Annotated in this window: 18 protein-coding genes and 1 tRNA gene; 3 read left to right on the forward strand and 16 right to left on the reverse strand. The window is 40.9% G+C overall.

Translation table 11 applies throughout. The features are described 5' to 3' along the window. Positions 1-7 precede the first annotated feature (7 nt). Both uvrB and HT718_RS06675 read right to left on the reverse strand, forming a co-directional pair. The gene (gene uvrB, locus HT718_RS06670; RefSeq protein WP_173267945.1) at positions 8-1996 is read right to left on the reverse strand and encodes an excinuclease ABC subunit UvrB; all 1989 of its coding nucleotides are present in this window, start codon (positions 1994-1996) and stop codon (positions 8-10) included. A gap of 76 nt (positions 1997-2072) precedes the next feature. Continuing rightward, positions 2073-3026, reverse strand: a complete 954-nt coding sequence (locus HT718_RS06675) for a CPBP family intramembrane glutamic endopeptidase (protein WP_173267946.1) — start codon at positions 3024-3026, stop codon at positions 2073-2075. Between the two features lie 173 nt (positions 3027-3199). Here HT718_RS06675 and HT718_RS06680 point away from each other — a divergent pair, with 173 nt between their 5' ends. From HT718_RS06680 to zwf, 3 genes are all read left to right on the forward strand, one after another. Then, the gene (locus tag HT718_RS06680; protein WP_173267947.1) at positions 3200-5365 is read left to right on the forward strand and encodes an ABC transporter substrate-binding protein/permease; all 2166 of its coding nucleotides are present in this window, start codon (positions 3200-3202) and stop codon (positions 5363-5365) included. After that, entirely contained in the window at positions 5365-6105 is a 741-nt protein-coding gene (locus tag HT718_RS06685; protein WP_001096322.1) for an amino acid ABC transporter ATP-binding protein, read from the forward strand. The genes HT718_RS06680 and HT718_RS06685 overlap by 1 nt, the downstream gene beginning before the upstream one ends. 150 nt (positions 6106-6255) lie before the next feature. Continuing rightward, on the forward strand, positions 6256-7743 hold the full coding sequence (zwf, locus tag HT718_RS06690; RefSeq protein ID WP_050261511.1) for a glucose-6-phosphate dehydrogenase: 1488 nt from the start codon (positions 6256-6258) through the stop codon (positions 7741-7743). A 45-nt stretch (positions 7744-7788) separates the two neighbouring features. Here zwf and ftsY read toward each other — a convergent pair whose 3' ends face one another. The 14 genes from ftsY to leuB form a co-directional block, all read right to left on the reverse strand. Then, the gene (ftsY, locus tag HT718_RS06695; RefSeq protein ID WP_173267948.1) at positions 7789-9078 is read right to left on the reverse strand and encodes a signal recognition particle-docking protein FtsY; all 1290 of its coding nucleotides are present in this window, start codon (positions 9076-9078) and stop codon (positions 7789-7791) included. Positions 9079-9081: 3 nt separating this feature from the next. After that, positions 9082-9900, reverse strand: coding sequence for a Cof-type HAD-IIB family hydrolase (locus HT718_RS06700; protein ID WP_173267949.1), 819 nt, complete (start codon positions 9898-9900; stop codon positions 9082-9084). Continuing rightward, the gene (locus HT718_RS06705) at positions 9900-10694 is read right to left on the reverse strand and encodes an HAD family hydrolase (RefSeq protein ID WP_173267950.1); all 795 of its coding nucleotides are present in this window, start codon (positions 10692-10694) and stop codon (positions 9900-9902) included. Before HT718_RS06705 ends, HT718_RS06700 begins: the two co-directional genes overlap by 1 nt. After that, positions 10691-14230: a chromosome segregation protein SMC gene (smc, locus tag HT718_RS06710; RefSeq protein WP_173267951.1), complete on the reverse strand. Its 3540-nt coding sequence runs from the start codon at positions 14228-14230 to the stop codon at positions 10691-10693. The genes HT718_RS06705 and smc overlap by 4 nt, the downstream gene beginning before the upstream one ends. Then, entirely contained in the window at positions 14221-14919 is a 699-nt protein-coding gene (rnc, locus tag HT718_RS06715; protein ID WP_061759733.1) for a ribonuclease III, read from the reverse strand. The genes smc and rnc overlap by 10 nt, the downstream gene beginning before the upstream one ends. A 183-nt stretch (positions 14920-15102) precedes the next feature. Further along, a tRNA-Arg gene (locus HT718_RS06720) sits at positions 15103-15174 on the reverse strand. Between the two features lie 66 nt (positions 15175-15240). Next, positions 15241-16227: a GMP reductase gene (locus HT718_RS06725; protein ID WP_173267952.1), complete on the reverse strand. Its 987-nt coding sequence runs from the start codon at positions 16225-16227 to the stop codon at positions 15241-15243. A 173-nt stretch (positions 16228-16400) separates the two neighbouring features. Next, positions 16401-17738, reverse strand: a complete 1338-nt coding sequence (locus HT718_RS06730) for a 3-isopropylmalate dehydrogenase (RefSeq protein ID WP_173267953.1) — start codon at positions 17736-17738, stop codon at positions 16401-16403. Then, a complete protein-coding gene (locus HT718_RS06735) occupies positions 17704-19689 on the reverse strand; it encodes an AAA family ATPase (protein ID WP_173267954.1) in 1986 nt (661 codons plus the stop codon). Before HT718_RS06735 ends, HT718_RS06730 begins: the two co-directional genes overlap by 35 nt. 211 nt (positions 19690-19900) lie before the next feature. Beyond that, on the reverse strand, positions 19901-20680 hold the full coding sequence (locus HT718_RS06740) for a Sua5/YciO/YrdC/YwlC family protein (RefSeq protein ID WP_173267955.1): 780 nt from the start codon (positions 20678-20680) through the stop codon (positions 19901-19903). 25 nt (positions 20681-20705) lie between these two features. Next, positions 20706-21299, reverse strand: coding sequence for a 3-isopropylmalate dehydratase small subunit (leuD, locus tag HT718_RS06745; protein WP_173267956.1), 594 nt, complete (start codon positions 21297-21299; stop codon positions 20706-20708). A 9-nt stretch (positions 21300-21308) separates the two neighbouring features. Next, on the reverse strand, positions 21309-22691 hold the full coding sequence (leuC, locus tag HT718_RS06750) for a 3-isopropylmalate dehydratase large subunit (protein WP_173267957.1): 1383 nt from the start codon (positions 22689-22691) through the stop codon (positions 21309-21311). Positions 22692-22694: 3 nt separating this feature from the next. Continuing rightward, positions 22695-22964 carry a DUF1294 domain-containing protein gene (locus tag HT718_RS06755; RefSeq protein ID WP_173267958.1) on the reverse strand — a complete coding sequence of 90 codons (270 nt, stop codon included), beginning with the start codon at positions 22962-22964 and terminating at the stop codon, positions 22695-22697. Next, complete coding sequence (leuB, locus tag HT718_RS06760) at positions 22961-23998, reverse strand: 3-isopropylmalate dehydrogenase (protein WP_173267959.1); 1038 nt, start codon at positions 23996-23998, stop codon at positions 22961-22963. Before leuB ends, HT718_RS06755 begins: the two co-directional genes overlap by 4 nt.

Below are 23998 nucleotides of genomic sequence, written 5' to 3' on the forward strand. Positions count from 1 at the left end.
AATTCCCCTAATCCAACGCCTTCACTTCCATCATCATATCACGTATCTGTGCTGCTAGTTCAAAGTCAAGCACTTCGACGGCTTCTTGCATTTGTTTTTCAAGTTTCTTGAGGAGTTCTTTGCGCTCTTGTTTATTGAGGCTATTGATATCGACTTCCTTGTCTTCTTCCTTAGCAACTGCTTTGGTCACGGCAATCAGGTCACGGATTTCTTTCTTGATTGTCTGTGGTACAATACCATGCTCTTCATTATAGGCCATCTGGATTTTGCGACGGCGGGCCGTTTCATCAATGGCACGTTGCATAGACTGAGTCATCGTATCCGCATACATGATGACATGCCCTTCGCTGTTACGGGCAGCACGTCCAATAGTCTGGATTAGGCCACGCTCGTTTCGAAGGAATCCTTCCTTGTCAGCATCAAGAATAGCTACGAGGCTCACTTCAGGAACGTCAATCCCTTCACGGAGGAGATTGATTCCGACCAAAACGTCAAAGACTCCTAAACGCAAGTCGCGGATAATCTCAGTACGCTCCAAGGTCTTGATATCCGAGTGCATGTACTTGACTTTGATACCCATTTCCTTGAAGTAGTCGGTCAAGTCTTCTGCCATTTTCTTGGTCAAGGTGGTGATAAAGGTTCGCTCGTTCTTTTCAACACGGGCATTGATTTCACCCAATAGGTCATCAATCTGTCCCATAGTCGGACGGACCTCCACCTCAGGATCCAAAAGACCTGTCGGACGAATGATTTGCTCAATCACTGTCTCGGTCTGTTCATTTTCATAGTCACCAGGTGTCGCTGAAACGTAAACAATCTGATGAACATGGCTTTCAAACTCCTCCCGACGGAGAGGACGATTGTCCAGAGCAGACGGCAAACGGAAACCATAATTAACTAACATTTCCTTTCGCGAACGGTCTCCATTGTACATGCCCTTGATTTGTCCCATGGTCATGTGACTCTCGTCAATCATAATCAAGAAATCATCTGGGAAGAAGTCAAGAAGCGTATAAGGAGGCTCTCCTTCGCTCCGTCCATCCATGTGACGAGAATAGTTTTCAACCCCGTTGGTATAGCCCATCTCACGCAACATTTCGATATCATACTCTGTCCGCTGTTTCAAACGCTGGGCTTCAAGCAGTTTACCCTCTTTCTCAAAGACAGCTAACTGCTCTTCTAATTCTGCTTGAATCTTGGCAATGGCAACTTCCATATGGTCGTCATTGGTCACAAAGTGAGTAGCTGGGAAAATTGCCAAATGATCCACTTCTCCCAAGACCTGACCTGTCAGAGCCTCAACTTCACGAATACGGTCGATTTCGTCTCCAAAAAATTCTACTCGAAAAGCATGTTCATCACGGGAAGCTGGAAAAATCTCCACCACATCCCCACGCACACGAAATCTCCCCCGTTGGAAATCAATGTCATTTCGCTCAAACTGGATATCTACCAAGTCATTCAAGAGTTTATCACGAGAGATTTCAAGACCTGGACGCAGACTCACAACGCTATCAGCGTATTCCTTGGGCGAACCCAAACCATAGATACAAGAAACGGAAGCCACAACGATGACATCATTACGCTCCAGAAGGGCTGAAGTCGCTGAGTGGCGGAGTTTGTCAATCTCGTCGTTAACAGAACTGTCCTTTTCAATATAGGTATCGCTAGAAGGGACATAGGCTTCTGGCTGGTAATAGTCATAGTAGGATACGAAGTACTCAACTGCATTTTCAGGGAAAAATTCCTTAAACTCCCCATAGAGCTGTCCTGCTAGAGTTTTATTGTGGGCAATAACCAAAGTTGGTTTATTGACTTTGGAAATGACCTGACTCATGGTATAGGTCTTCCCTGTACCAGTCGCCCCCATCAGAATCTGAGCTTTTTCTCCACCCTCGATATTGTCAACCAATTGCTCGATAGCTTGGGGTTGGTCGCCAGATGGTTGGTATTTTGATACTAGTTTAAATTGATTATCTGTAATGCGATTGATCATAAGAATCCTCTCTCCATGTGCTATTCCTATTTTAGCATACTTGTAGCATTTTCACGAAGAAAAGGACGGACCAAAGTCACATCCTCTCATTTTCTTTCTTTAATTGATAGGCTAGATAGACAATCAGCAGTAGCAAGACCAGACTTGTCATGATAGATCCTTCTATCCCAAAAGATCCACCTGATAGCCAGCCCTGATCGCCTTGTGGTAAAAAGGTCATCAATGACGTTCCTGATGGTTGACCACTAACTAAAATCCCAAAGAGATTTCCCTGAGCAAAATTCCAGGCGCCATGAATACCCGAAACACCCCAAACTGTATCGGTTTTGAGAAGGTAAAGAGCCATGGCAACTCCGAATAAGAAGAGATTCACTAGAGATAAAGGTGTTATACCAGAATTGCTCATATGAAGCAGGGTAAAGAATAGACTAGATATAACAATAGCAAGTTTTAGATTGGTTCGTGAGGCCAATTGAGGAAGGAGCCAAGCACGGGACACCACTTCTTCTGCTGTCCCCTGTAAAATCCAAAATGGAATAGTAAAGACAACAAAGATAAGCGAATAAGGATTCAAGTGAATGGACTCCAAACGATATTGCCCCAAGGCCACTAAAGCTAACAAGGTCAGAAGAAAAAGTGCCAGACCTAAACCAAATCCTTTAAAAAGATTGCTGAGGAAATTCTCTCTATAAAATCCCAAGGTGCGAATAGGTCTTTTCTCAACTTTTCTTGTCCATCTGAACACAGTATTGAGAATAAAACCAAAGGACAATAATTCTAGAATTAATCGAAAGTCACTTGTTCTATCCATCAAGCTCTGTTGCAAGGTCTGCAGGTAAGTTGCAAGATTTTGACCAGTCTCTCCAAAATTTCTAGCAAGTCCGATGAGAGCTAACAAACTAATACCATACAAAGTATAAGCCACCAACTCTCCTATAAAGACAAAAACAAAGGCAAACAAGAGGCTTGTGTAAATATATAAACTCATTTTTGAAGCTTGGAAGTCTTTAAATATTCTTTTGTCCTTCATATCCCTGCCCTCTTTTTCTACTATTATATACTATTATTATAGCACTTTATGGTAGCAAATCAAGAAAGAAAAGAAAAAAATGATGTTATATTTTCTGACACAAAAATATAAAAATTTGCCTTTTTTTACTTTTTCTGATATAATGGGAAAATATTCGGAAAAGGAGACTAAAAATGAAGAAAAAATTTCTAGCATTTTTGCTAATTTTATTCCCAATTTTCTCATTAGGTATTGCGAAAGCAGAGACGATTAAGATTGTATCTGATACCGCCTATGCACCTTTTGAGTTTAAAGATTCAGATCAAACTTATAAAGGAATTGATGTTGACATTATCAACAAAGTTGCTGAAATTAAAGAATGGCACATTCAGATGTCCTATCCTGGATTTGACGCAGCGGTCAATGCGGTTCAAGCTGGTCAAGCTGACGCTATCATGGCAGGAATGACAAAGACAGCAGAACGTGAAAAAGTTTTCACCATGTCTGATACTTACTATGATACAAAAGTTGTCATTGCAACTACAAAGTCACACAAGATTAGTCAGTACGACCAATTAAAAGGTAAAACTGTTGGTGTTAAAAACGGAACAGCCGCTCAACGTTTCCTTGAAAGTATCAAAGATAAATACGGCTTTACTATTAAAACATTTGACACTGGTGATTTGATGAACAACAGCTTAAGTGCTGGTGCTATCGATGCTATGATGGATGACAAACCTGTTATCGAGTATGCGATTAACCAAGGTCAAGACCTCCATATTGAAATGGATGGGGAAGCTGTTGGTAGTTTTGCTTTCGGTGTGAAAAAAGGAAGCAAATACGAGCACTTGGTTACTGAATTTAACCAAGCCTTGGCTGAAATGAAAAAAGATGGTAGTCTTGATAAAATCATCAAGAAATGGACCGCTTCATCATCTTCAGCAGTGCCAACTACAACGACTCTAGCAGGATTAAAAGCTATTCCTGTTAAAGCTAAATACATTATTGCCAGCGATTCTTCTTTTGCACCTTTTGTTTTCCAAAACTCAAGCAACCAATATACTGGTATCGATATGGATTTGATTAAGGCAATCGCTAAAGACCAAGGTTTTGAAATTGAAATTACTAACCCTGGCTTCGATGCAGCTATCAGCGCTGTCCAAGCTGGTCAAGCTGATGGTATCATTGCTGGTATGTCTGTCACAGATGCTCGTAAAGCAACTTTTGACTTCTCAGAATCATACTACACTGCTAATACTATCCTTGGTGTCAAAGAATCAAGCACCATTGCTTCTTATGAAGATTTAAAAGGAAAGACAGTTGGTGTTAAAAACGGAACTGCTTCTCAAACCTTCCTAACAGAAAATCAAAGCAAATACGGTTACAAAATTAAAACCTTTGCAGATGGTTCTTCAATGTATGACAGTTTAAACACTGGAGCCATTGATGCCGTTATGGATGATGAGCCTGTCCTTAAATATTCTATCAGCCAAGGTCAAAAATTGAAAACTCCTATCGCTGGAACTCCAATCGGTGAAACAGCCTTTGCCGTTAAAAAAGGAGCAAATCCAGAATTGATTCAAATGTTCAACAACGGACTTGCAAACCTTAAAGCAAACGGAGAATTCCAAAAGATTCTTGATAAATACCTAGCTAGCGAATCTTCATCTGCTTCAACAAGCACTGTTGATGAGACAACTATCTGGGGTTTGCTTCAAAATAACTACAAACAACTCCTTAGCGGGCTTGGTATCACTCTTGCTCTAGCTCTCATCTCATTTGCTATTGCTATTGTTATCGGAATTATCTTTGGTATGTTTAGCGTTAGCCCTTACAAATCTCTTCGTGTGATCTCTGAGATTTTTGTTGACGTTATCCGTGGTATTCCTTTGATGATTCTTGCAGCCTTCATCTTCTGGGGAATTCCAAACTTCATAGAGTCTATCACAGGCCAACAAAGTCCAATTAACGACTTCGTAGCTGGTACTATTGCCCTCTCACTCAATGCGGCTGCTTATATAGCTGAAATCGTTCGTGGTGGTATTCAGGCCGTTCCAGTTGGTCAAATGGAAGCCAGCCGAAGCTTGGGGATCTCTTACGGAAAAACAATGCGTAAGATTATCTTGCCACAAGCAACTAAATTGATGTTGCCAAACTTTGTCAACCAATTCGTTATCGCACTTAAAGATACAACTATCGTATCTGCTATCGGTTTGGTTGAACTCTTCCAAACTGGTAAGATCATCATTGCCCGTAACTACCAAAGTTTCAAGATGTATGCAATCCTTGCTATCTTCTATCTTGTAATTATCACACTTTTGACTAGACTAGCGAAACGCTTAGAAAAGAGGATTCGTTAATGGCAAAATTAAAAATTGATGTAAATGACTTACATAAACAATATGGAAAAAATAAGGTCCTAAAAGGAATTACAACTAAGTTCTATGAAGGAGATGTTGTTTGTATCATCGGTCCTTCCGGTTCTGGTAAGTCAACCTTCCTCCGTAGCCTTAATCTTCTAGAAGAAGTTACTAGCGGACATATCACTGTGAACGGCTATGACTTAACTGAAAAAACTACCAACGTTGACCACGTCCGTGAAAATATCGGAATGGTGTTCCAACACTTCAACCTCTTCCCACACATGTCTGTATTGGACAACATTACCTTTGCTCCTATTGAGCACAAGTTGATGACTAAGGAAGAAGCTGAGAAATTGGGAATGGAGTTGCTTGACAAGGTTGGGCTAGCAGATAAAGCTAATGCCAACCCAGATAGCCTATCAGGTGGTCAAAAACAACGTGTGGCCATCGCTCGTGGACTAGCAATGAATCCAGACATCATGCTCTTTGATGAACCAACTTCTGCCCTTGACCCTGAGATGGTCGGAGATGTACTGAACGTTATGAAAGAATTGGCTGAGCAAGGCATGACCATGATTATCGTTACCCATGAAATGGGATTTGCCCGTCAGGTTGCCAACCGCGTTATTTTTACTGCTGATGGCGAGTTCCTTGAAGACGGAACACCTGATCAAATCTTTGATAACCCTCAACACCCACGTCTGAAAGAGTTCTTGGACAAGGTCTTAAACGTCTAAACTTAAACTGTAAGGATTTCCTTGCAGTTTTTTTCTATCTCGTATTGGATTTTTTGATTTTTCGGAAAATTATGTTAGAATTAAGTTTATGAAATGAGATTTCCTCATACCTAGCAAGACTAGGAATAAAAATAGAAATTAGGTAGCTAGATGTCATCTAAGGTTATTGTTACAATTTTCGGTGCGAGTGGAGACCTGGCTAAACGCAAGCTCTACCCTTCCCTTTTTAGACTTTATAAATCCGGCAATCTTTCCAAGCACTTTGCAGTTATTGGAACTGCCCGTCGTCCTTGGAGCAAGGAATATTTTGAATCTGTTGTAGTCGAATCCATCCTTGATTTGGCAGATAGTACCGAACAGGCTCAAGAGTTCGCTAGCCACTTCTACTATCAAAGCCATGATGTCAATGATACAGAACACTACATTGCTCTACGTCAATTGCAGGCTGAATTAAATGACAAGTACCAAGCTGAACACAACAAGCTTTTCTTCTTGTCTATGGCTCCTCAATTCTTTGGAACTATTGCTAAGCACCTCAAGTCTGAAAACATTGTAGATGGTAAAGGTTTTGAGCGTTTAATCGTTGAGAAACCATTTGGAACAGACTACGCAACTGCAAGCAAGTTAAATGACGAGCTCCTAGCAACATTTGACGAAGAACAAATTTTCCGTATTGACCATTATCTTGGTAAGGAAATGATTCAAAGCATCTTTGCAGTTCGCTTTGCCAACCTGATTTTTGAAAATGTTTGGAACAAGGACTTTATCGACAATGTTCAAATTACCTTTGCAGAGCGCTTGGGTGTAGAAGAACGTGGTGGCTATTATGATGAATCTGGTGCCCTCCGCGACATGGTACAAAACCATACACTCCAACTTCTTTCCCTACTTGCTATGGATAAGCCAGCCAGCTTCACAAAAGACGAGATTCGTGCTGAAAAGATTAAGGTCTTTAAAAACCTCTATCATCCAACTGATGAAGAGCTTAAAGAACACTTTATCCGTGGCCAATACCGTTCTGGTAAGATTGATGGCATGAAATACATCTCTTATCGTAGCGAGCCAAATGTGAATCCAGAATCTACAACTGAAACCTTTGCATCTGGTGCTTTCTTTGTAGACAGCGATCGCTTCCGTGGTGTTCCTTTCTTCTTCCGTACTGGTAAACGACTAACTGAAAAAGGAACTCATGTCAACATCGTCTTTAAACAAATGGATTCTATCTTTGGAGAACCACTTGCTCCAAATATTTTGACCATCTATATCCAACCAACAGAAGGCTTCTCTCTTAGCCTAAATGGGAAGCAAGTAGGAGAAGAGTTCAACTTGGCTCCTAACTCACTTGATTACCGTACAGACGCGACCGCAACTGGTGCTTCTCCAGAACCATACGAAAAATTGATTTATGATGTCTTAAACAACAACTCAACTAACTTTAGCCACTGGGATGAAGTTGGTGCGTCATGGAAATTGATTGACCGTATCGAAGAGCTCTGGGCTGAAAATGGTGCCCCACTTCATGACTATAAAGCTGGAAGCATGGGACCTCAAGCCAGCTTTGATTTACTTGAAAAATTCGGTGCAAAATGGACTTGGCAACCAGATATCGCCTATCGTCAAGATGGTCGTTTAGAATAAAAAAATTTCCTGCAAGTTTGTACCTTGCAGGATTTTTACTTCTGATTAGATTAAGCCTTCTAAGAGCCCCTTCATAAAGTTTTCTGAGTTAAACTCTCCAATATCATCGATTTTTTCACCAAAACCAATTAATTTTACAGGAATATTGAGTTCCTCACGGATGGCTAGAACAACACCACCTCGAGCAGTTCCATCGATCTTAGTCAAGACAATTCCTGTTAAAGGTGTGATTTTTGAAAATTCTTTAGCCTGTACTAGGGCATTTTGACCTGTTGATGCATCAAGCGCCAAGAAGGTTTCATGAGGTGCTTCTGGCACAACACGTTTGATAATACGACCAATCTTTTCTAGCTCAGCCATAAGATTGTCCTTATTTTGCAGACGACCAGCAGTATCAATCATGAGAATATCGATACCTTCAGCCACGGCACGTTCCATGCCATCAAAGACCACACTGGCTGGGTCAGCTTTTTCAGGTCCAGTCACAACTGGAACGTCCACACGACGGCCCCATTCAGCTAGCTGGGCTACTGCCCCTGCACGGAAGGTATCTGCCGCAACCAACATGACCTTCTTGCCAGCTTGTTTGTAGCGGTGGGCTAGTTTTCCGATAGATGTGGTTTTCCCAACACCATTCACACCAACAAAGAGCATAACTGTCAAGCCATCTTGGAAATGAATACTTTCATCGTAGTTGCCATCTTTTTCATAAAGCTCAACTAATTTCTCAATGATGACACGGCGAAGTGCATCAGGTTTCTTGGCATTTTCAAGCTTAGCTTCGTAACGTAGCTCCTCTGTTAAGTTAGAAGCTACCTGCACACCGACGTCACTCATAATCAGTAGTTCTTCCAGTTCCTCGAAAAATTCTTCGTCAACAGAGCGGAAGTTGGCAAAGAAGGCATTCAAGCGGGCACCAAATCCTGTACGAGTTTTCTTAAGACTGCGGTCATATTTTTCCTGAACGGTTTCTTCGGCTTGAGGCGTTTCCGGTTCAAGAACTTCAGAACTATTTTCTTCTACAGTTTCTTCGCGCTCAGGATTCTCTTCCTCTGTGACTTCTTCTGAGTTTGGCAATTCTTCGACTTCTTCTTGAGAAACTTCTACAACTGACTCTGAATCCACACTTTCTTCAACTGTGTCTTGGATTTCCTCTTCTTCAAACACAGCTTCTTCAGAACTTTCAACTTCTGCTTCTTCTTGAGGAACTTCCTCAGCTTCTGTGAAGGCAGGATCAGTATCTTCAGACAAATCAAGATTTTCTAGAGCTTCTTTTACAACTTCTTCGATTTTAGGTTCTTCTTTTTTTCCGAATAGACGGTCAAATAATCCCATATCTTAGTTCTCCTTTAGTACATATTCTTCGATAGCCCAGGCGACAGCCTCTTCATCGTTGGTCATTGGAGTCACTACATTTGCGACTGCCTTGACTTCAGGAACAGCATTTTGCATGGCAACACCAAGCCCTGCCCATTCAATCATCGAGAGGTCATTGGCCTCGTCACCACAAGCCATAACTTGGCTTTGGTCAATTCCCAGATGGCTGATTAGTTTTGCCAAGCCTGTTGCTTTATGAACATTCTTTGGTGACCATTCTAGCAACATTTCACGTGATTTAAAGATTTCATATTGGTCAAACAATTCTGGTGAAATCTTTTGAATGGCTGCATCCAAGGGTTCTTGAGCAAAGGCAGTCACGCACTTATTGTAAGTCATTTGACTAGATAGGTCTTCAAAGGCCACTGGAACAAAGGTCAATGCTGGATTAAATTTGGCATAAAGACTTTCTTGGTCAGATTGGATTTGATAAACCGTTCCTTCTGAGATAGCATCAAGAGGCAGTGATAATTTCTCTGTTTCCTCATACAAGCGTGCCACATCATCATATGAAAAGACTGTTTTATCAAGGATTTCACCTGTATTTTTCTGAACCAAACCACCATTAAAGGTAATGGTATACTCATCTTCCTGGCCGTCAGTCCCTAGCTCATGAAGGAAGAAATCCATAGCTTTTAAGGGACGACCAGTTGTCAATACGACCTTGATACCACGATCACGTGCAGCTTTCAGGGTTGCCTTGGTACGATCCGTCAGCCTTTTATCAGTAGTCAGCAAGGTCCCGTCCAAGTCCAATGCAATCAATTTTATATCTGCCATTATAAGCCCTCCATATAAGCGATAACCGACTGGTCCTTATGGTGACCAATCACAGTCTCTGCTAATTCTAAAATTTCTGGTCGTGCATTTTCAGGAGCTACAGGATGACCGACAACCTGCATCATGTGCAAGTCATTTAGATTGTCTCCAAAAGCCATAACCTGATCCATTGTGATACCAAGTTTTTTAGCTAATTCAACAATGGCCACTCCCTTATCGACATAGTCCAGAACAATATCAATGGATTCAAAGCCAGTTGTCATGGCTTTGACACCAGGAACATTTTCATTTACCCAAGCTTCTCCAGCTTCTAGCGTTTCTTCTGTGAAGTTGGTTGTAAATTTGAAAATATCATCTGTAATATCTTCCAAACTCGCTACTTTTTGGATATTTTCATTATAATGCTGGCTCTCTTTCAAATAGGTCTCATCAACCGTATCTAGCACATAAGAACCCTTCTTACCCGTCAAGAGCAGTTTATTGATATCTACATAAGGTGACATTTTCAGCTTTTCAAAAGTTGCTAGATAAAACTCACGAGACATGGTCGCTTCATACAAGTCCTGACCTTGATATTCGACCAAACTTCCATTTTCCGCGATGAAAATAATGTTATCACGAACATCAGAAAATAATTTTTCTAAGGATAGAAATCCTCGCCCCGAAGCTACCGCAAAGTAAATCCCTTTTTCCTTGTAGGAAACCAAGAGAGACTTGAGGCGATCCATATCAAAGCGTCCATTCTCATCTAGGAAGGTTCCGTCCATATCCGTTGCTACTAGTTTAATTGTCATCCTTCAATACTTTCTAAATCTTTTAACTTAACTGAGACAATCTTTGAAACACCCGATTCTTGCATGGTCACTCCATAGATGGAATCGGCCGCTGCCATAGTTCCCTTACGGTGGGTTACGACGATGAACTGGCTGTCCTTGTCAAAGCGGTTGAGGTAATCCCCGAAACGCTTAACATTAGCTTCGTCCAGCGCAGCCTCTACCTCATCCAAAATAACAAATGGGATAGTCTTAACACGGATAATCGAGAAGAGCAAGGCAAGAGCCGATAGAGCTTTTTCACCACCACTCATGAGGTTGAGAGACTGGATTTTCTTACCTGGAGGTTGAACAGAAATCTCAACCCCAGCTGTCAGCAAGTCTCCCTCAGTCAAAATCAGGTCCGCCTGACCTCCACCAAACATCTGCTTGAAGGTCACTTTAAAGGACTCACGAATAGCCTCAAAGGTTGATTTAAAGCGTTCCTTAACCTCATCATTCATCTCTGTGATAGTCTCTAGAAGCAGGTTTTTCGCTGACAAAATATCATCTCGCTGGCTATTTAGGAAACCCAGACGGTTGTGGACTTCTTCGTACTGGTCAATAGCTTCCAAGTTGACAGGACCCAGTGAGCGAATAGCCTTCTCCAAATCCTTAACCTCTTGCTCTGCCAGATTGAGATTTTCCAACTCATGCGCCTTTTCGATAGCTTCTGTATAGCTAATTTGGTACTGGTCTATTAATTGACTTTGTAGATGGCGCAAGCGCTCGCTGACCTTTTCTTTCTTGGCTTCAGCACGAGTTTGCTTGCGAATCCACTCTTCATTCTGCTGGCGAGCCTGGTCCAAATGACTGGCAATATCATCCAGCTGACCTTCTATATCATCCAATTCAAACTGCTTGCGAATCAAACCTTGTTGGAGATTTGTTTTCTGAGATTTGGCTTCTTCGGCCTGTTGACTGAGCAAATCCGTATCAACTTTCTCAAGATTATCAACCTTTTCTTGAAGAAGGCGCTGGATTTCCTCTTGTTCGATATCTAAATTGTCCAATTCTTTGCCTAAACGCTCAATATCAGCTACTTCATAACGTTTTTGCCCTTGTAGTTCTGTCTTAAGCAGGCGAGCTTGCGCTAGCTCTTCCTGCAAGTTTTGATAGCGTTCTTGGATGGCGTTTTTGTTAGACTTAATCTCTTCAATCTCAGCTTCCAGATTTTGCTTGTCACTGGCAATAGTAGCAAGGCGCTCTTGGTATTTTTCTTTATCTACTTGCCAATCTCCGTCAGAAAGACGATTTAATTCCTCTTCTTGAAGTTTCCAAAGAGTTTCCAGTTCTTCAACTTGTTGGCTGGTCTGCTGATAAGCGAGGGACAAGCCTTGCTCCTGAATACGTGCCTGCTCCCCCTGAGATTTGATGGCTTCTAATCTTTCTGTCAATCTAGCCATCTCATCTTGCAAGGTCTTCAAACTCGCCTCTTCTGAACGCAAGCTTGCTTCTTCTTCAGCAATTTCTTTTTGCAATTGTTCCAGTTCTGGCTTGATGAAAATGCTGTTATTCTGGCGATTGGCACCACCTGCATAAGAACCACCCGTGCGCAACTCTGTGCCGTCCAAAGTGACCATACGAACCTGATAACGAACTTGGCGCGCGGCTGCACGCGCATGTTCTACAGTATCAAAGATAGCCGTCGTAGCTAGTAAGTTCTTGAAAATGGATTCCAGTCTAGTATCAAAAGTAACCAACTCATCTGCCATACCCAAAAATCCCGGACTTGATGCGATAGCATCTTGATTCTGGCTTGAAATCGTACGCGCCTTGATCGTCGTCAACGGAAGGAAGGTTGCACGACCGGCTCTGTTCCGTTTAAGGAAATCAATGGCTCTAGTTGCCGACTCTTCATCTTCTACGATGATATGCTGACTACTCGCTCCAAGCGCAATCTCTAGGGCAGTTTGATAACGCACATCAAAAGTTAAATGCTCACTGACTGCACCAATAATCCCACCAAGGCGGTCTTTTTCTTGGAGAACACTCTTAACACCCGCGTAAAAGTTACTGTGATTTCTCAGGATATTTTCCAAACTCTGGGCTCTAGCCTGTTTGTTTTTAAGACTATCCAGACGGTCAAAGAGTTGACTTTGTTGAGCTTGATAGGAAGTTTTCTGCTCCTCTTGCTCCTTGGCACAGACTTGGTAATCAGCCAATAATTTCTGAACCTGCTCCTTAGCAGTTTCAAGCTCAGCCTCTTGCTGACTAGCCTTCTCTTTAGCTGAAGCTAGTTGTTCTTTGAGCTTTTCTAGTTGATCTGCTTGTTTTTGAGAAAGCTGACGGCTATTTTCCAACTCATTCTCGATGCGGGTCAGTTGGTTTGAGACATCGGCTTCTTCTTGTAGAAGAGCCACAAAGCGTTCACGTAAGAGCTCAATCATCTGGTCAGGATCATCTGAAAAAGCTAGTAATTCAGCTTCTAAACGATTGAGTTTTTGATTATTTTGGATTAGATTTTCTTCTAAAAGGGCTAAAGAGCTTTCCTTATCAGATTTTTCTTTGCTGAGTGATTTTCTCTTATCTTCCAAAGCAGCCAAACGAGCTTGTGCTTCCTGTTGATTGAGGGCTACTTGCTCAGATTCTAGTTTAGATAGGGCTAATTTTCTCTCTAAATCACTAATCAGACTGGTCAAGTCCATCAAACTGCCCTGATCTTTGGCCATTTCAGCCTGTAAATCTTGACGTTGCTTCTTGAGATTCTGATTTTCTTCTTCTAATTTTTCACGCTTCTGGTAGTAGCTCGTCAAGAGTTCCTGAACCTGAGCCAACTCTTCTTCTGTCAACTCTAATTCAGCCTTATTTTCCGTGATTTGAGCAACCAGGACATCTAAGTAAATAGCCTTGCGTTGACCTTCCAAGTCTAGAAACTTACGAGCATTTTCAGCTTGCTTTTTAAGAGGCTTGATTTGATTATCCAACTCGTAGATAATGTCTTCAAGACGGTCTAGATTATCCTGAGTTTGCTGCAGTTTGCTCTCAGTTTCTTTTCTGCGAGTCTTGTATTTTAAAACCCCAGCAGCTTCTTCAAAAATAGCACGGCGTTCCTCAGGTTTGGAATTAAAAATTTCCTCAACCTTTCCTTGGGAAATGATGGAGAAGGAATCTCGTCCCAAACCTGTATCCAAGAAAAGATCATGAATATCACGCAGACGGACTTTCTTGCCGTCAATTTTGTATTCGCTATCTCCACTACGATAGATATGGCGTTCTACCCTGATTTCTTGACCTGCGTCCTTGATAAATCCGTCATTATTATCCAAAGTCACAACTACAGAAGCATAATTGAGCGGTTTGCGACTTTCAGTTCCAGCAAAAATGACATCCGGCATCTTGCCGCCACGGAGACTCTTGACACTAGACTCCCCCAAGGCCCAACGCAGACTTTCTGTAATATTCGACTTTCCAGATCCATTGGGGCCAACAACTGCCGTCACACCTTGGTCAAAGACAACCTTGGTCTTATCAGCAAAAGACTTGAATCCCTGAATTTCGATTTCCTTTAAATACATGAATCCAGCCCTTTCTCGACGGCATTTTTGGCAGCTTCCTGCTCTGCTAATTTCTTAGAACGACCTTTGCCTTGACCAATGCTCTTACCTTCAACAAGAACTTCTACATCAAAAACCTTATCGTGGGCAGGACCCGTTTCAGAAATTACCTGATAACGAATAGCCACATCCCCATTGACCTGAAGTAACTCTTGGAGATGGGTTTTGTAGTCTGTAATCATCTCAAACTCGCCTGCTTCAACCTTAGGAATCATGACTTGATAGATAAATTCCTTGACCTTGGCCACATCCTTATCCAAAAGAAGGGCACCTAGAAAGGCCTCAAAGGCATCACCAAGAATGGTGTCACGATTGCGACCACCAGACTTTTCTTCCCCCTTACCCAGCTTGATAAACTGGTCAAACTGGCAATCACGCGCAAAACCAGCCAAACTTTCCTCGCGGACAATCATGGCACGGAGTTTAGACAAGTCACCCTCAGGCTTTTTAGGATATTTTTTATACAGATATTCTGAAATCAATAACTGTAGAACAGCGTCTCCTAAAAATTCCAAGCGTTCATTGTGTGAAATTTTTAAGAGGCGGTGCTCATTGGCATAACTCGTATGAGTAAAGGCAGTTTCCAGTAACTTTTTGTCTGCAAATTCGATTGCAAAATGGTTCTTTAGTACAGTTTGTAATTCTTTCATACCAACCTCTTTCTAACTGATAACAGTCCTTTTTATTATATCAAAAAAAGCCCCCTGAGTCACTTTAAAACGGGACTGGAGGGGATTTGGGCACTTTATAGAATATGATTTTCAGTTTTTAGGTTAAACTTAGGGCAGAATAAAGAAAAAAGCCCTATTAAAGGCTTTCTTAGGATCTTTACATCCACCCTGAGGGAATCGAACCCCCATCTCAAGAACCGGAATCTTACGTGATATCCATTACACTAAGGGTGGAAACTTGTTTTATTATAACAGAAATTTGCTCTAATAACAAGTTTTTTTCTAGTGAGATAGCCCGTCTTAGTGGGACGCATCCCCATTCCAGATAGAGTTTTTCACGATCACATAATCAACGTGTTTAAGGTCAGCAACCTGACTTCCACCTGCATAAGAAATAGCACTTTGAAGGTCTTGTTCCATCTCAGTCAAAGTGTCTTGTAAATGACCTTTAGCAGGAAGTAAGATGCGTTTTCCTTCGACGTTTTTATAAGCACCCTTTTGATATTGTGAAGCTGAACCGTAGTATTCTTTGAACTGTTCACCATCGACTTCAATAGTTTTCCCAGGACTCTCAATATGTCCTGCAAAGAGGGAACCAATCATGACCATGCTGGCACCAAAACGAATAGACTTAGCAATATCACCGTGAGTACGAATTCCACCATCAGCGATAATCGGTTTACGTGCAGCCTTGGCACACCAACGGAGAGCAGCTAACTGCCAACCACCTGTACCAAAACCAGTCTTGACCTTGGTGATACAAACCTTACCAGGACCGATTCCGACCTTAGTAGCATCCGCACCAGCATTTTCCAATTCTCGCACAGCTTCTGGTGTTCCCACATTTCCAGCAATAACAAAAGTATCTGGCAATTCTTTCTTGATGTGTTGAATCATAGAAATCACGCTATCTGCATGACCATGAGCAATGTCAATCGTGATGTATTCTGGAGCATCAGCCTTGAGCTGGCTGACAAAATCATACTCATAATCCTTAACACCGACAGAGATAGAAGCAATGAGCCCTTGCTCATGCATGCGCTTAATAAAGGGAATACGTCCTGCCTCATCAAAACGGTGCATAATGTAGAAGTAACCACCTTTAGCTAGTTGCTCTGCTACATTTTCATCCAAAATCGTTTGCATATTAGCTGGCACAACAGGTAGTTTAAAGGTGTGATTTCCTAGAGTGACGCTTGTATCCGCTTCTGCACGGCTTTTAATGACACATTTATTTGGAATCAATTGAATATCTTCGTAATCAAAAATTGGAAATTCATTTAACATATCGATGTCTCGTTTCTTTTGTAATGACCTACCTATGCTCACGCATCACTACGTCTTTTCCGACGTTTCCTTAATTTATTATAAACTAAAGTACAGTTTTTGTCAAATAATTTTATAAATTAAAATATATTGTTCGGATTTTACTTGTATCAAAAACAAAAAAAGTGGAGAGTTTATTTTCTCCCCACTTCTTTAGTAATATTCCTTTTAAAAATTTCTTCGGAGTTTTCCATCATTTCACAAAATTCACGATAGGATGAAGACTTCTGAGGAATTTGGATAGACCATTTCTTCAACAAAGCTCCATAACCTGCTAGCTTTCCTATCTCATTATCAACAACTTTGTCCTTGCTCGGAAAAACAAGACCAGCCTTCTCAGCTTTTAAAATATAAGAATAAGAAATCAGCTGGAATAAGTCCTCACGGTTGATCCCTTTTTCAGTCAATTCCAGTTTTTTATACTTAGCATCTAATACTATTTTAAGCTCTTCTTGATAAAAATCTGGAAATACTTTTCTTTCTCGACTAGAAAATACTGAAATACCACCTAGTTTTTCTTTATTTCGTGGATGGATGAAATCTTTTGGCAACAAAGTATGAACATACTCTTCCCAAAGCCAGGCAACATCAAAAAGAATACCATGAATTTTTTGATCTTGATACCCTAAACCGTGCTTTTCTTGGGTTAAGATCATCAGACAAAGTTCTTGTAACTTTCTGTACTCGTGAAAGTATGCATGACGTATAGGTTTAAATTGATTTCCCCGAATAATCTTAGTACGATCAGCTAGTTTATAAGAGGGCGTTACACGCACGATTTCAGATACGTTTTCACGACTAGTTGAGAGATTATCTAGTACCCCTTGACCAATGCTTTTCTGGTTCTTAATGTATTCAATAGTGTGACGAATCAACTGCATGAGGGGATTATCATAGGTGAACTCTCTCGTTGTGTAGGCAATATTTCCCGTGAAAGGAAGATTTTTCTTGAGATGGTTTCTTACATCAATCACTCCCTTAACATTACTGTCATTATGAGAAAATCGATGGTATTCCTTATAAAGACCTTTTCGAATAGCAGCTTGTAGATACTTGGGGAAGAGATAAACCAAGAGTTGATAGAGCTTATCTTCAGGAGATAGACCGACATCCAAACTAGTCAGATTGATATTGAGAACCTTTTGTAAGAGATAATGCAAAAAATGGTCATTACTCTCATCAGAAAAACGTGAGGAAATCGTTAATCGTTCCTGTCCATATCCCAGAAAACCAATTACATTTCCTGTCTTGATTTTCTGATTAACTGTTTCAAAGATTTTTTGATCCTTCTCTAAGTCAGGAGAATTCTTCAAATCATTTGGAAAAATAAAGATATTTTCCTCTTTACAAAGATTATCCAGTGTTCTATCAAGAAGTGCTTGACTTAGTTTGGGATATTCTGCGACAAAGTCTTCTTTAGCAATTCTATGATGATTATCAGTTATACGTATTATCATTCTCAACGCCTTCATTGTTATCAGCTATAGACTCACTTGCTTCCTCTATACTTGTCTGATCAAAAGCTTTTTTCAATGTCTCCAGAGTTTCATCCTCTTCATAAGAACCCCGTAAGTAATCTTCCAAAAGCGGTTTGAGGTAATCAGACCAGAGTAATTCATAGTCATAATCCAATTCTTTTAAATTACGGAAATAACTTGGTCCGATATGGTAATGACTGTTTAATTCCTGAACGTTTTCTATAGCAGTATTCAAGTTTCTTAGACGTTTTTTCGCTTCTTCAGCTTTATCACCAAGAGCAGCATCGAGCATGCCTAATTGACTTTCAGCAGTAACTTCAACAAAACGGAAACGACGACGCATAGCAAAATCGAAGGTATCAACAGATCTGTCTATATCATTCATGGTTCCGATAATATAGACATTGTCAGGGATATAAAATTTCTCATCAGTTTCATGTAAATTAGCATATTGGGTAGATACACTTCCCTTTTCACCACGATAACCAGGATCAATTGAGAAAAATAGTTCTCCAAAAATCTTTGAAATCTCACCACGGTTGATCTCATCAATAATGAATACAAAGTTTTTGTCTGTGTTAATCTCTTTTGGAGACACATAATCAGATAAGCCATAACTTTCTTTCATGTGATCTAAAACGATTTTTTGATAAGTTTCGTACTTTAACTTAGTCTTCTCACCCTTGTACAAAAGATATACTTTTTCTTTGGTAGCAACAGGAGAATCAAACTTCACATTCCCTTGGCTATTTAAACTAGCTGGAACTGAACTACGAGGAAACAAATATTGTCCCTGTTTCTCATTGATAGCATCCGTTAGTTTAGTCCAAGCTTCATCAAAATTATCTTGGCCTCCAGTTTTCTTAGCGTCTCTAGTTTTCTGACAAAACTTCTTAAAGATACCATCTACTAGTTTAAACTCAATGGTACCATCTCCATTAGATACTGGTCTCAATCCCTCTACAAAATCCGTATAGTCATAAGATGGGTGAAACTGTACAAATCCAATTTGATCTTCATTACCATTTGTTAACTCCATAGCAATTTTTTTAGCAAGATAAGTTTTTCCTGTACCAGGTGCACCTCGGAGGATGAGGTTTTTGGATTGTAGTAAGATATTCTTATACTCGTTGATATTTTCTGACATGTTTATCTCTTCCTTGTCTGATTCTCTATAAAAACTAGTGAAATTATCATAAAACTCTTTTAAAATATCGTTAGGTTCAGCAGTTGATTCCAACTCTAAGTCCTTGACAAAGTATTTATAATCTAAATCTTCATCTCGATTATTACTATACCATTTTACTATTTTAAATTCTGTGAGTTTAAGGCTCTGAAAACCACACCTTATATTTATCCATGAGTTATCAATGTCACTCAGCCGATAACCAAAGTAAGGTGATTTAATATATCCATTACCACTCTTCGGACCAAAATGACCTGTATTAAGCATTTCAACTTTGTACGGAATGCCCTCAATAGTCAGAGCAGGGTAAATATGTTCAGCTCCATCTAATTTTTGAGAACGTTTAATTTCTATATCTTTTGAATTATAGATATTTGCTTGATTCACAAATTTAGACAAAAATTCTTTGAAGACTTTATAACACTCTGATTTAATTCCACTTTTTACAAATTCATAAGATTTATTTATAAAAGGTAAAATCTCATTTAATGAATTTTCATCCTCAATAAAATACTCAGCCTCAAGTGTCCAACCGAATGAATCAGGCTTCTTATTAAACAACAAAATATCTGAATCATGAAGACTCTTAGAGAGAACGGCAATCTTTATTCCTTTATTTTGAAAATTAATCTCTATAAAATTTTGTAACTTCCCTTTCCTATTTTTAACCTGAAAAGAAATATAACTTTTTGTTTGATTTTCAATTGCATCTGGGAATTCTTTTTTTATCCTGTCAATGAAAGTTTGTTCTGAAACCATTGTGTTTTCCTTGCTTATTAAAAATTTATTGTTGGACTTAAATTATATTTGTTTCGTTCAAAGTAAGATATTTTACTTTGCAAAAACTACATTCTATTAATATATTCTGCATCTAGCATATCATATCTATAAAAAAAAGAAAAGAATTTCTAAAGAAAAAGCCTAGTGTAGAGAGCTTTATTACCTCATAACACTAGACTTCTTTTTTATCTTAATAATACTCACCTTGACGGTAGTCCCATGAGTTAAAGGTATCTGACAGGTGCATCATGATTTTATCAATGTCAAGCCCTTTACGGATTACAACTGGGGCTGGTGAGGTTGAACGTGCTCCGCCTTGTTCTGGAATGAGATTGCCGTCCTTATCGACCATAGACACCATCACACCTTGCTCGTAGCGAGTTTCAATAGTTTTGTCAGGTTGGATGGATGCCACGTAGTCGTCCGCTTCGATGACAAGGTCCACTGCTCCTTCGATACGTTCTCCAATACCTTCCACCTTACCACGGTTTCCTTTTCCAGATGGGTTTGCAGATGAAGCATATACCATCTTGCCTTCTTCCCAAAGTTTAGCAGCTAATTGTTCACCAGCTTTCCCGAATTTGATAACAAAACAGCTAGTACCACGCACGTCTGTCATGAGTTCTTCACGGCCATCCCCATACGCTTTGAGTTTCTCAAAGGCTTCTGGTTTCCAAGGAAGGATACAACCAAGGAGAATATCTTCGTCCCAATGTTTTTGGTAAAATGCTTCAATTTCTGGGTTAAGTTGTGCTAAAGCGCGAAGTTCGTCCATGCTACCGCAGAGAACGACACCTGGTTTGTTACGATTGCGCTCTTTGGCTGCGAACTTACGTTCAAGTCCTGCCTTGTCACTGGTCATGATAATGTAACCAACTTTAGTAGGGCAAACGATACATCCGCCCTCACCTTTTAAAATGTCATAGCCTTCTTGTGAAAGTGTTCCGTTCCATTGAATGTGTTTTGTCATAGTTCTATTTCCTTTTCTATATTTTCTAATCCTGCCAGTAGGCTGGTCGTTGTCTTTCATAAGTAGCAATCAAATCTTCATACTGCAAGGTAATTCCGATATCATCCAAACCATTTAAGAGTTTGTGTTTCCATTCGCTATCGATTTCGAAAGTGAATTCTCCAACTGGTGTGATGATTTTTTGTTGTTCCAAGTCCACAGTTACCTGGTCAGTCGGTTTAAGCTGGGCTAGCTTTTCTCTAACCTCTTTGGGCTGAACAATAGGCAACATGCCATTATTGAGTTCATTATTGTAATGAATGTCACCGAAAGATCCTGCAATCACGACCTTAAAACCATAGTCCGCTAGAGCCCAAGCAGCGTGTTCCCTCGAAGAACCTGCCCCAAAGTTATCCCCTGAAATGAGGATAGTTGCTTTACGATACTCAGGTCGGTTAAAGACAAAATCTGGATCCTCAGTATACTTGTCATCTAGATAACGCCAAGCATACATGAGGTACTTACCAAAGCCTTTCTTATCAATCAACTTGAGAAACTGCTTGGGTAGGATTTGGTCGGTGTCGATGTTATCATTCATGAGAGGAACGGTCGTTCCTGTATAAACTGTAAATTTCTCCATATCCTCTCCTTACTGGGCCTCTGGCATTTGCCGAACATCTACAAAGCGCCCTGCGATAGCTGCAGCTGCTGCCATGGCTGGACTGCAGAGATGGGTCTTAGCTCCAAATCCCTGCCTGTCCTCAAAGTTCCGATTGCTGGTTGAGGCGCAGTGGACGCCATCAGGTACCTTATCAGGATTCATCCCTAGACACATAGAGCAACCTGGGTCTCTCCACTCAAAGCCAGCATCTAGGAAGACCTTGTCTAAGCCCAACTTCTCAGCAGCTCGTTTGACAGGACGAGATCCTGGAACCACGATAGCCGTTAAATTAGGAGCAATTTGCTTTCCTTTGACAAATCGCGCGGCCAGCTGTAAATCGCTGAGACGAGCATTGGTACAAGACCCGATAAAGATATAGCCTAGTTCAATATCAGCTGGCTTTTGACCAGGCTCCAAGTTCATGTAATTGTAAGCTCGTTCATCATTCATATCCTTAATTTCTGGGAAACTACTGTCAAAGTCAACCCCCATAGCAGGATTGGTTCCCCAGGTCACCATGGGAGCCAAGTCTGAGACATCCATCTGGATAACCTTATCGTAAACGGCATCCTCATCACTGACAATTGTTTTCCAATCAGCCACAGCCTCTTCGAAATTCTCTGGAACACACTCGCGTCCCTTGAGATAATCATAGGTGGTTTGATCTGGATTCATGATTCCCATCTTGGATCCAAACTCGATAGACATATTGCAGATAGTCATTCGCTCTTCCATGCTCAGTGCATCAATTACCTGTCCTCTATATTCCACCACGTATCCAACACCACAGGCAACGCCGTACTTAGCAATCAAGGCTAAAATGAAATCCTTGGAATAAACTCCTTTTTGAGGGACACCAGTGAATTCTACCAACATTTTCTTGGGTTTAACCTGCCAGAGGGTCTGGGTAGCAAAGACATGCTCGACCTCGCTGGTTCCAATTCCAAAGGCGATTGCTCCGAAAGCTCCGTGGGTTGCCGTATGGCTGTCTCCGCAGACGATGAATTTCCCTGGTTGGGTTCGTCCTGTTTCTGGACCTACCATGTGAACGATCCCCTGCTTTTCAGAACCGTGGGCCGCATGTTCAATCCCAAATTCCTCAACATTTTCTGCAAGCTTATCAATTTGAGCCTTAGAAATTACATCTCGAATATCGTAAATATTGACCGTCGGGACATTGTGGTCAAAAGTTCCAAATGTCAAGTCTGGTCGTCTCAATCTGCGACCTGCGTCTCGCAGTCCTTGAAAAGCTTGCGGGCTAGTCACCTCGTGGATATAGTGCTGGTCCACATACATGAGTTGGGGCTGCCCCTCTTCTCCTGTGATGACATGACGGTCCCATAATTTATCAAAAATCGATTTTCCTGCCATCCATTACCTCCAAATAACATATAAGACTACTAGTGTGGTCACCATCCCAAGAAACCAAACCGTTTTAAAGTACCATTTTCTAGTCTTGTGGTGAAAGGTGATTCCTGCTAACCAGGCACCAAATCCACCACAAGTAAAAGCTAAAATGAGTAAGATTTTCTCTGGGATTCGCCACACTCTTCTTCTTGCCTTAGATTTGTCAATGCCATAAATGATGAAAATCATGACATTCCAAATCAAGAGGGCAAGAGTAATTTTTTCGTCTAACTTCATAATCTTGCAATAATAGCCTCCGTCATTTCCTTGGTAGAAGCCTGACCTCCTATATCTCTCGTTAAAATGCCAGATGCCAAACTTGCCTCAACAGCACGCTCGATACGCTCTGCATCCTCATAACGTCCAAAACTGTCTCTCAACATCATGGCAACTGATAAAATCATGGAAATAGGATTGGCAATTCCTTGACCTGCAATATCAGGAGCTGAACCATGAATGGGCTCATAGAGACTTGGACCCTTTTCAGAATGACTGGCTGATGGCATAACTCCAAGTGTGCCTGATAAAACGCTTGATTCATCAGATAGAATATCTCCGAAAAGATTCTCTGTCACGATGACATCGAACTTGGCAGGATTGGTAATCATAAGCATGGCAGCTGAGTCGACTAGCTGGTGCTCCAAGGTTACATCTGGGAAATCCTGCGCGACTTCCTCAGCTACTTTCCGCCAGAGTTTTGAGGTCGCTAGAACATTTTGCTTATCGATACTAGTCACGATTTTTCTGCGATTTCTTGCAATTTCAAAGGCCTTACGAATAATCCGCTCTACTTCCTCATAGCTATAGTCGTTGATATCACGCGCTTTTCGATCTTCAAGAATATGATCTCCAAAGTAAATCCCTCCTGTCAACTCACGCACAACTACAAAGTCTACACCAGCAATTCGTTCTGGTTTGAGAGGTGACAAATGCTTGAGACTATCAAAGATTTTGACTGGGCGAATATTGGCATAGAGATTGAGTTCCTTACGGAGAGCTAGCAGACCTTGTTCAGGGCGAACCGCTGCTCCATCATACTGAGGACTACCGATAGCCGCTAGAAGAATGGCATCTGCTTCTCTACATGCCTTGAGGGTTTCATCAGGTAAGGGATGCCCTGCAGCATCGATACCTGCACCTCCGAAAGGTCGTCTATCAATCTCATAGTCAAAACCTGTTTTTTCAGCTAGAGCCTCCAGAACTTCTAAACCAGCTTCCATGATTTCTGGACCGATTCCGTCCCCTGCTAGAGCTACTATTTTCTTTGTCAT

It is taken from the genome of Streptococcus sp. 714, assembly GCF_013277115.1.
Classification (GTDB): Bacteria; Bacillota; Bacilli; order Lactobacillales; family Streptococcaceae; genus Streptococcus.

Coding starts and splice junctions, on each gene's coding strand:
- HT718_RS06680 (WP_173267947.1), top strand. CDS start 3,200: ATGAAGAAAAAATTTCTAGCATTTTTGCTAATTTTATTCCCAATTTTC.
- HT718_RS06685 (WP_001096322.1), top strand. CDS start 5,365: ATGGCAAAATTAAAAATTGATGTAAATGACTTACATAAACAATATGGA.
- HT718_RS06700 (WP_173267949.1), bottom strand. CDS start 9,900: ATGGCAGATATAAAATTGATTGCATTGGACTTGGACGGGACCTTGCTG.
- rnc (WP_061759733.1), bottom strand. CDS start 14,919: ATGAAAGAATTACAAACTGTACTAAAGAACCATTTTGCAATCGAATTT.
- smc (WP_173267951.1), bottom strand. CDS start 14,230: ATGTATTTAAAGGAAATCGAAATTCAGGGATTCAAGTCTTTTGCTGAT.
- HT718_RS06725 (WP_173267952.1), bottom strand. CDS start 16,227: ATGTTAAATGAATTTCCAATTTTTGATTACGAAGATATTCAATTGATT.
- HT718_RS06735 (WP_173267954.1), bottom strand. CDS start 19,689: ATGGTTTCAGAACAAACTTTCATTGACAGGATAAAAAAAGAATTCCCA.
- HT718_RS06705 (WP_173267950.1), bottom strand. CDS start 10,694: ATGACAATTAAACTAGTAGCAACGGATATGGACGGAACCTTCCTAGAT.
- HT718_RS06675 (WP_173267946.1), bottom strand. CDS start 3,026: ATGAAGGACAAAAGAATATTTAAAGACTTCCAAGCTTCAAAAATGAGT.
- leuC (WP_173267957.1), bottom strand. CDS start 22,691: ATGGCAGGAAAATCGATTTTTGATAAATTATGGGACCGTCATGTCATC.
- ftsY (WP_173267948.1), bottom strand. CDS start 9,078: ATGGGATTATTTGACCGTCTATTCGGAAAAAAAGAAGAACCTAAAATC.
- HT718_RS06740 (WP_173267955.1), bottom strand. CDS start 20,680: ATGACAAAACACATTCAATGGAACGGAACACTTTCACAAGAAGGCTAT.
- uvrB (WP_173267945.1), bottom strand. CDS start 1,996: ATGATCAATCGCATTACAGATAATCAATTTAAACTAGTATCAAAATAC.
- zwf (WP_050261511.1), top strand. CDS start 6,256: ATGTCATCTAAGGTTATTGTTACAATTTTCGGTGCGAGTGGAGACCTG.
- HT718_RS06755 (WP_173267958.1), bottom strand. CDS start 22,964: ATGAAGTTAGACGAAAAAATTACTCTTGCCCTCTTGATTTGGAATGTC.
- HT718_RS06730 (WP_173267953.1), bottom strand. CDS start 17,738: ATGAAGGCGTTGAGAATGATAATACGTATAACTGATAATCATCATAGA.
- leuB (WP_173267959.1), bottom strand. CDS start 23,998: ATGACAAAGAAAATAGTAGCTCTAGCAGGGGACGGAATCGGTCCAGAA.
- leuD (WP_173267956.1), bottom strand. CDS start 21,299: ATGGAGAAATTTACAGTTTATACAGGAACGACCGTTCCTCTCATGAAT.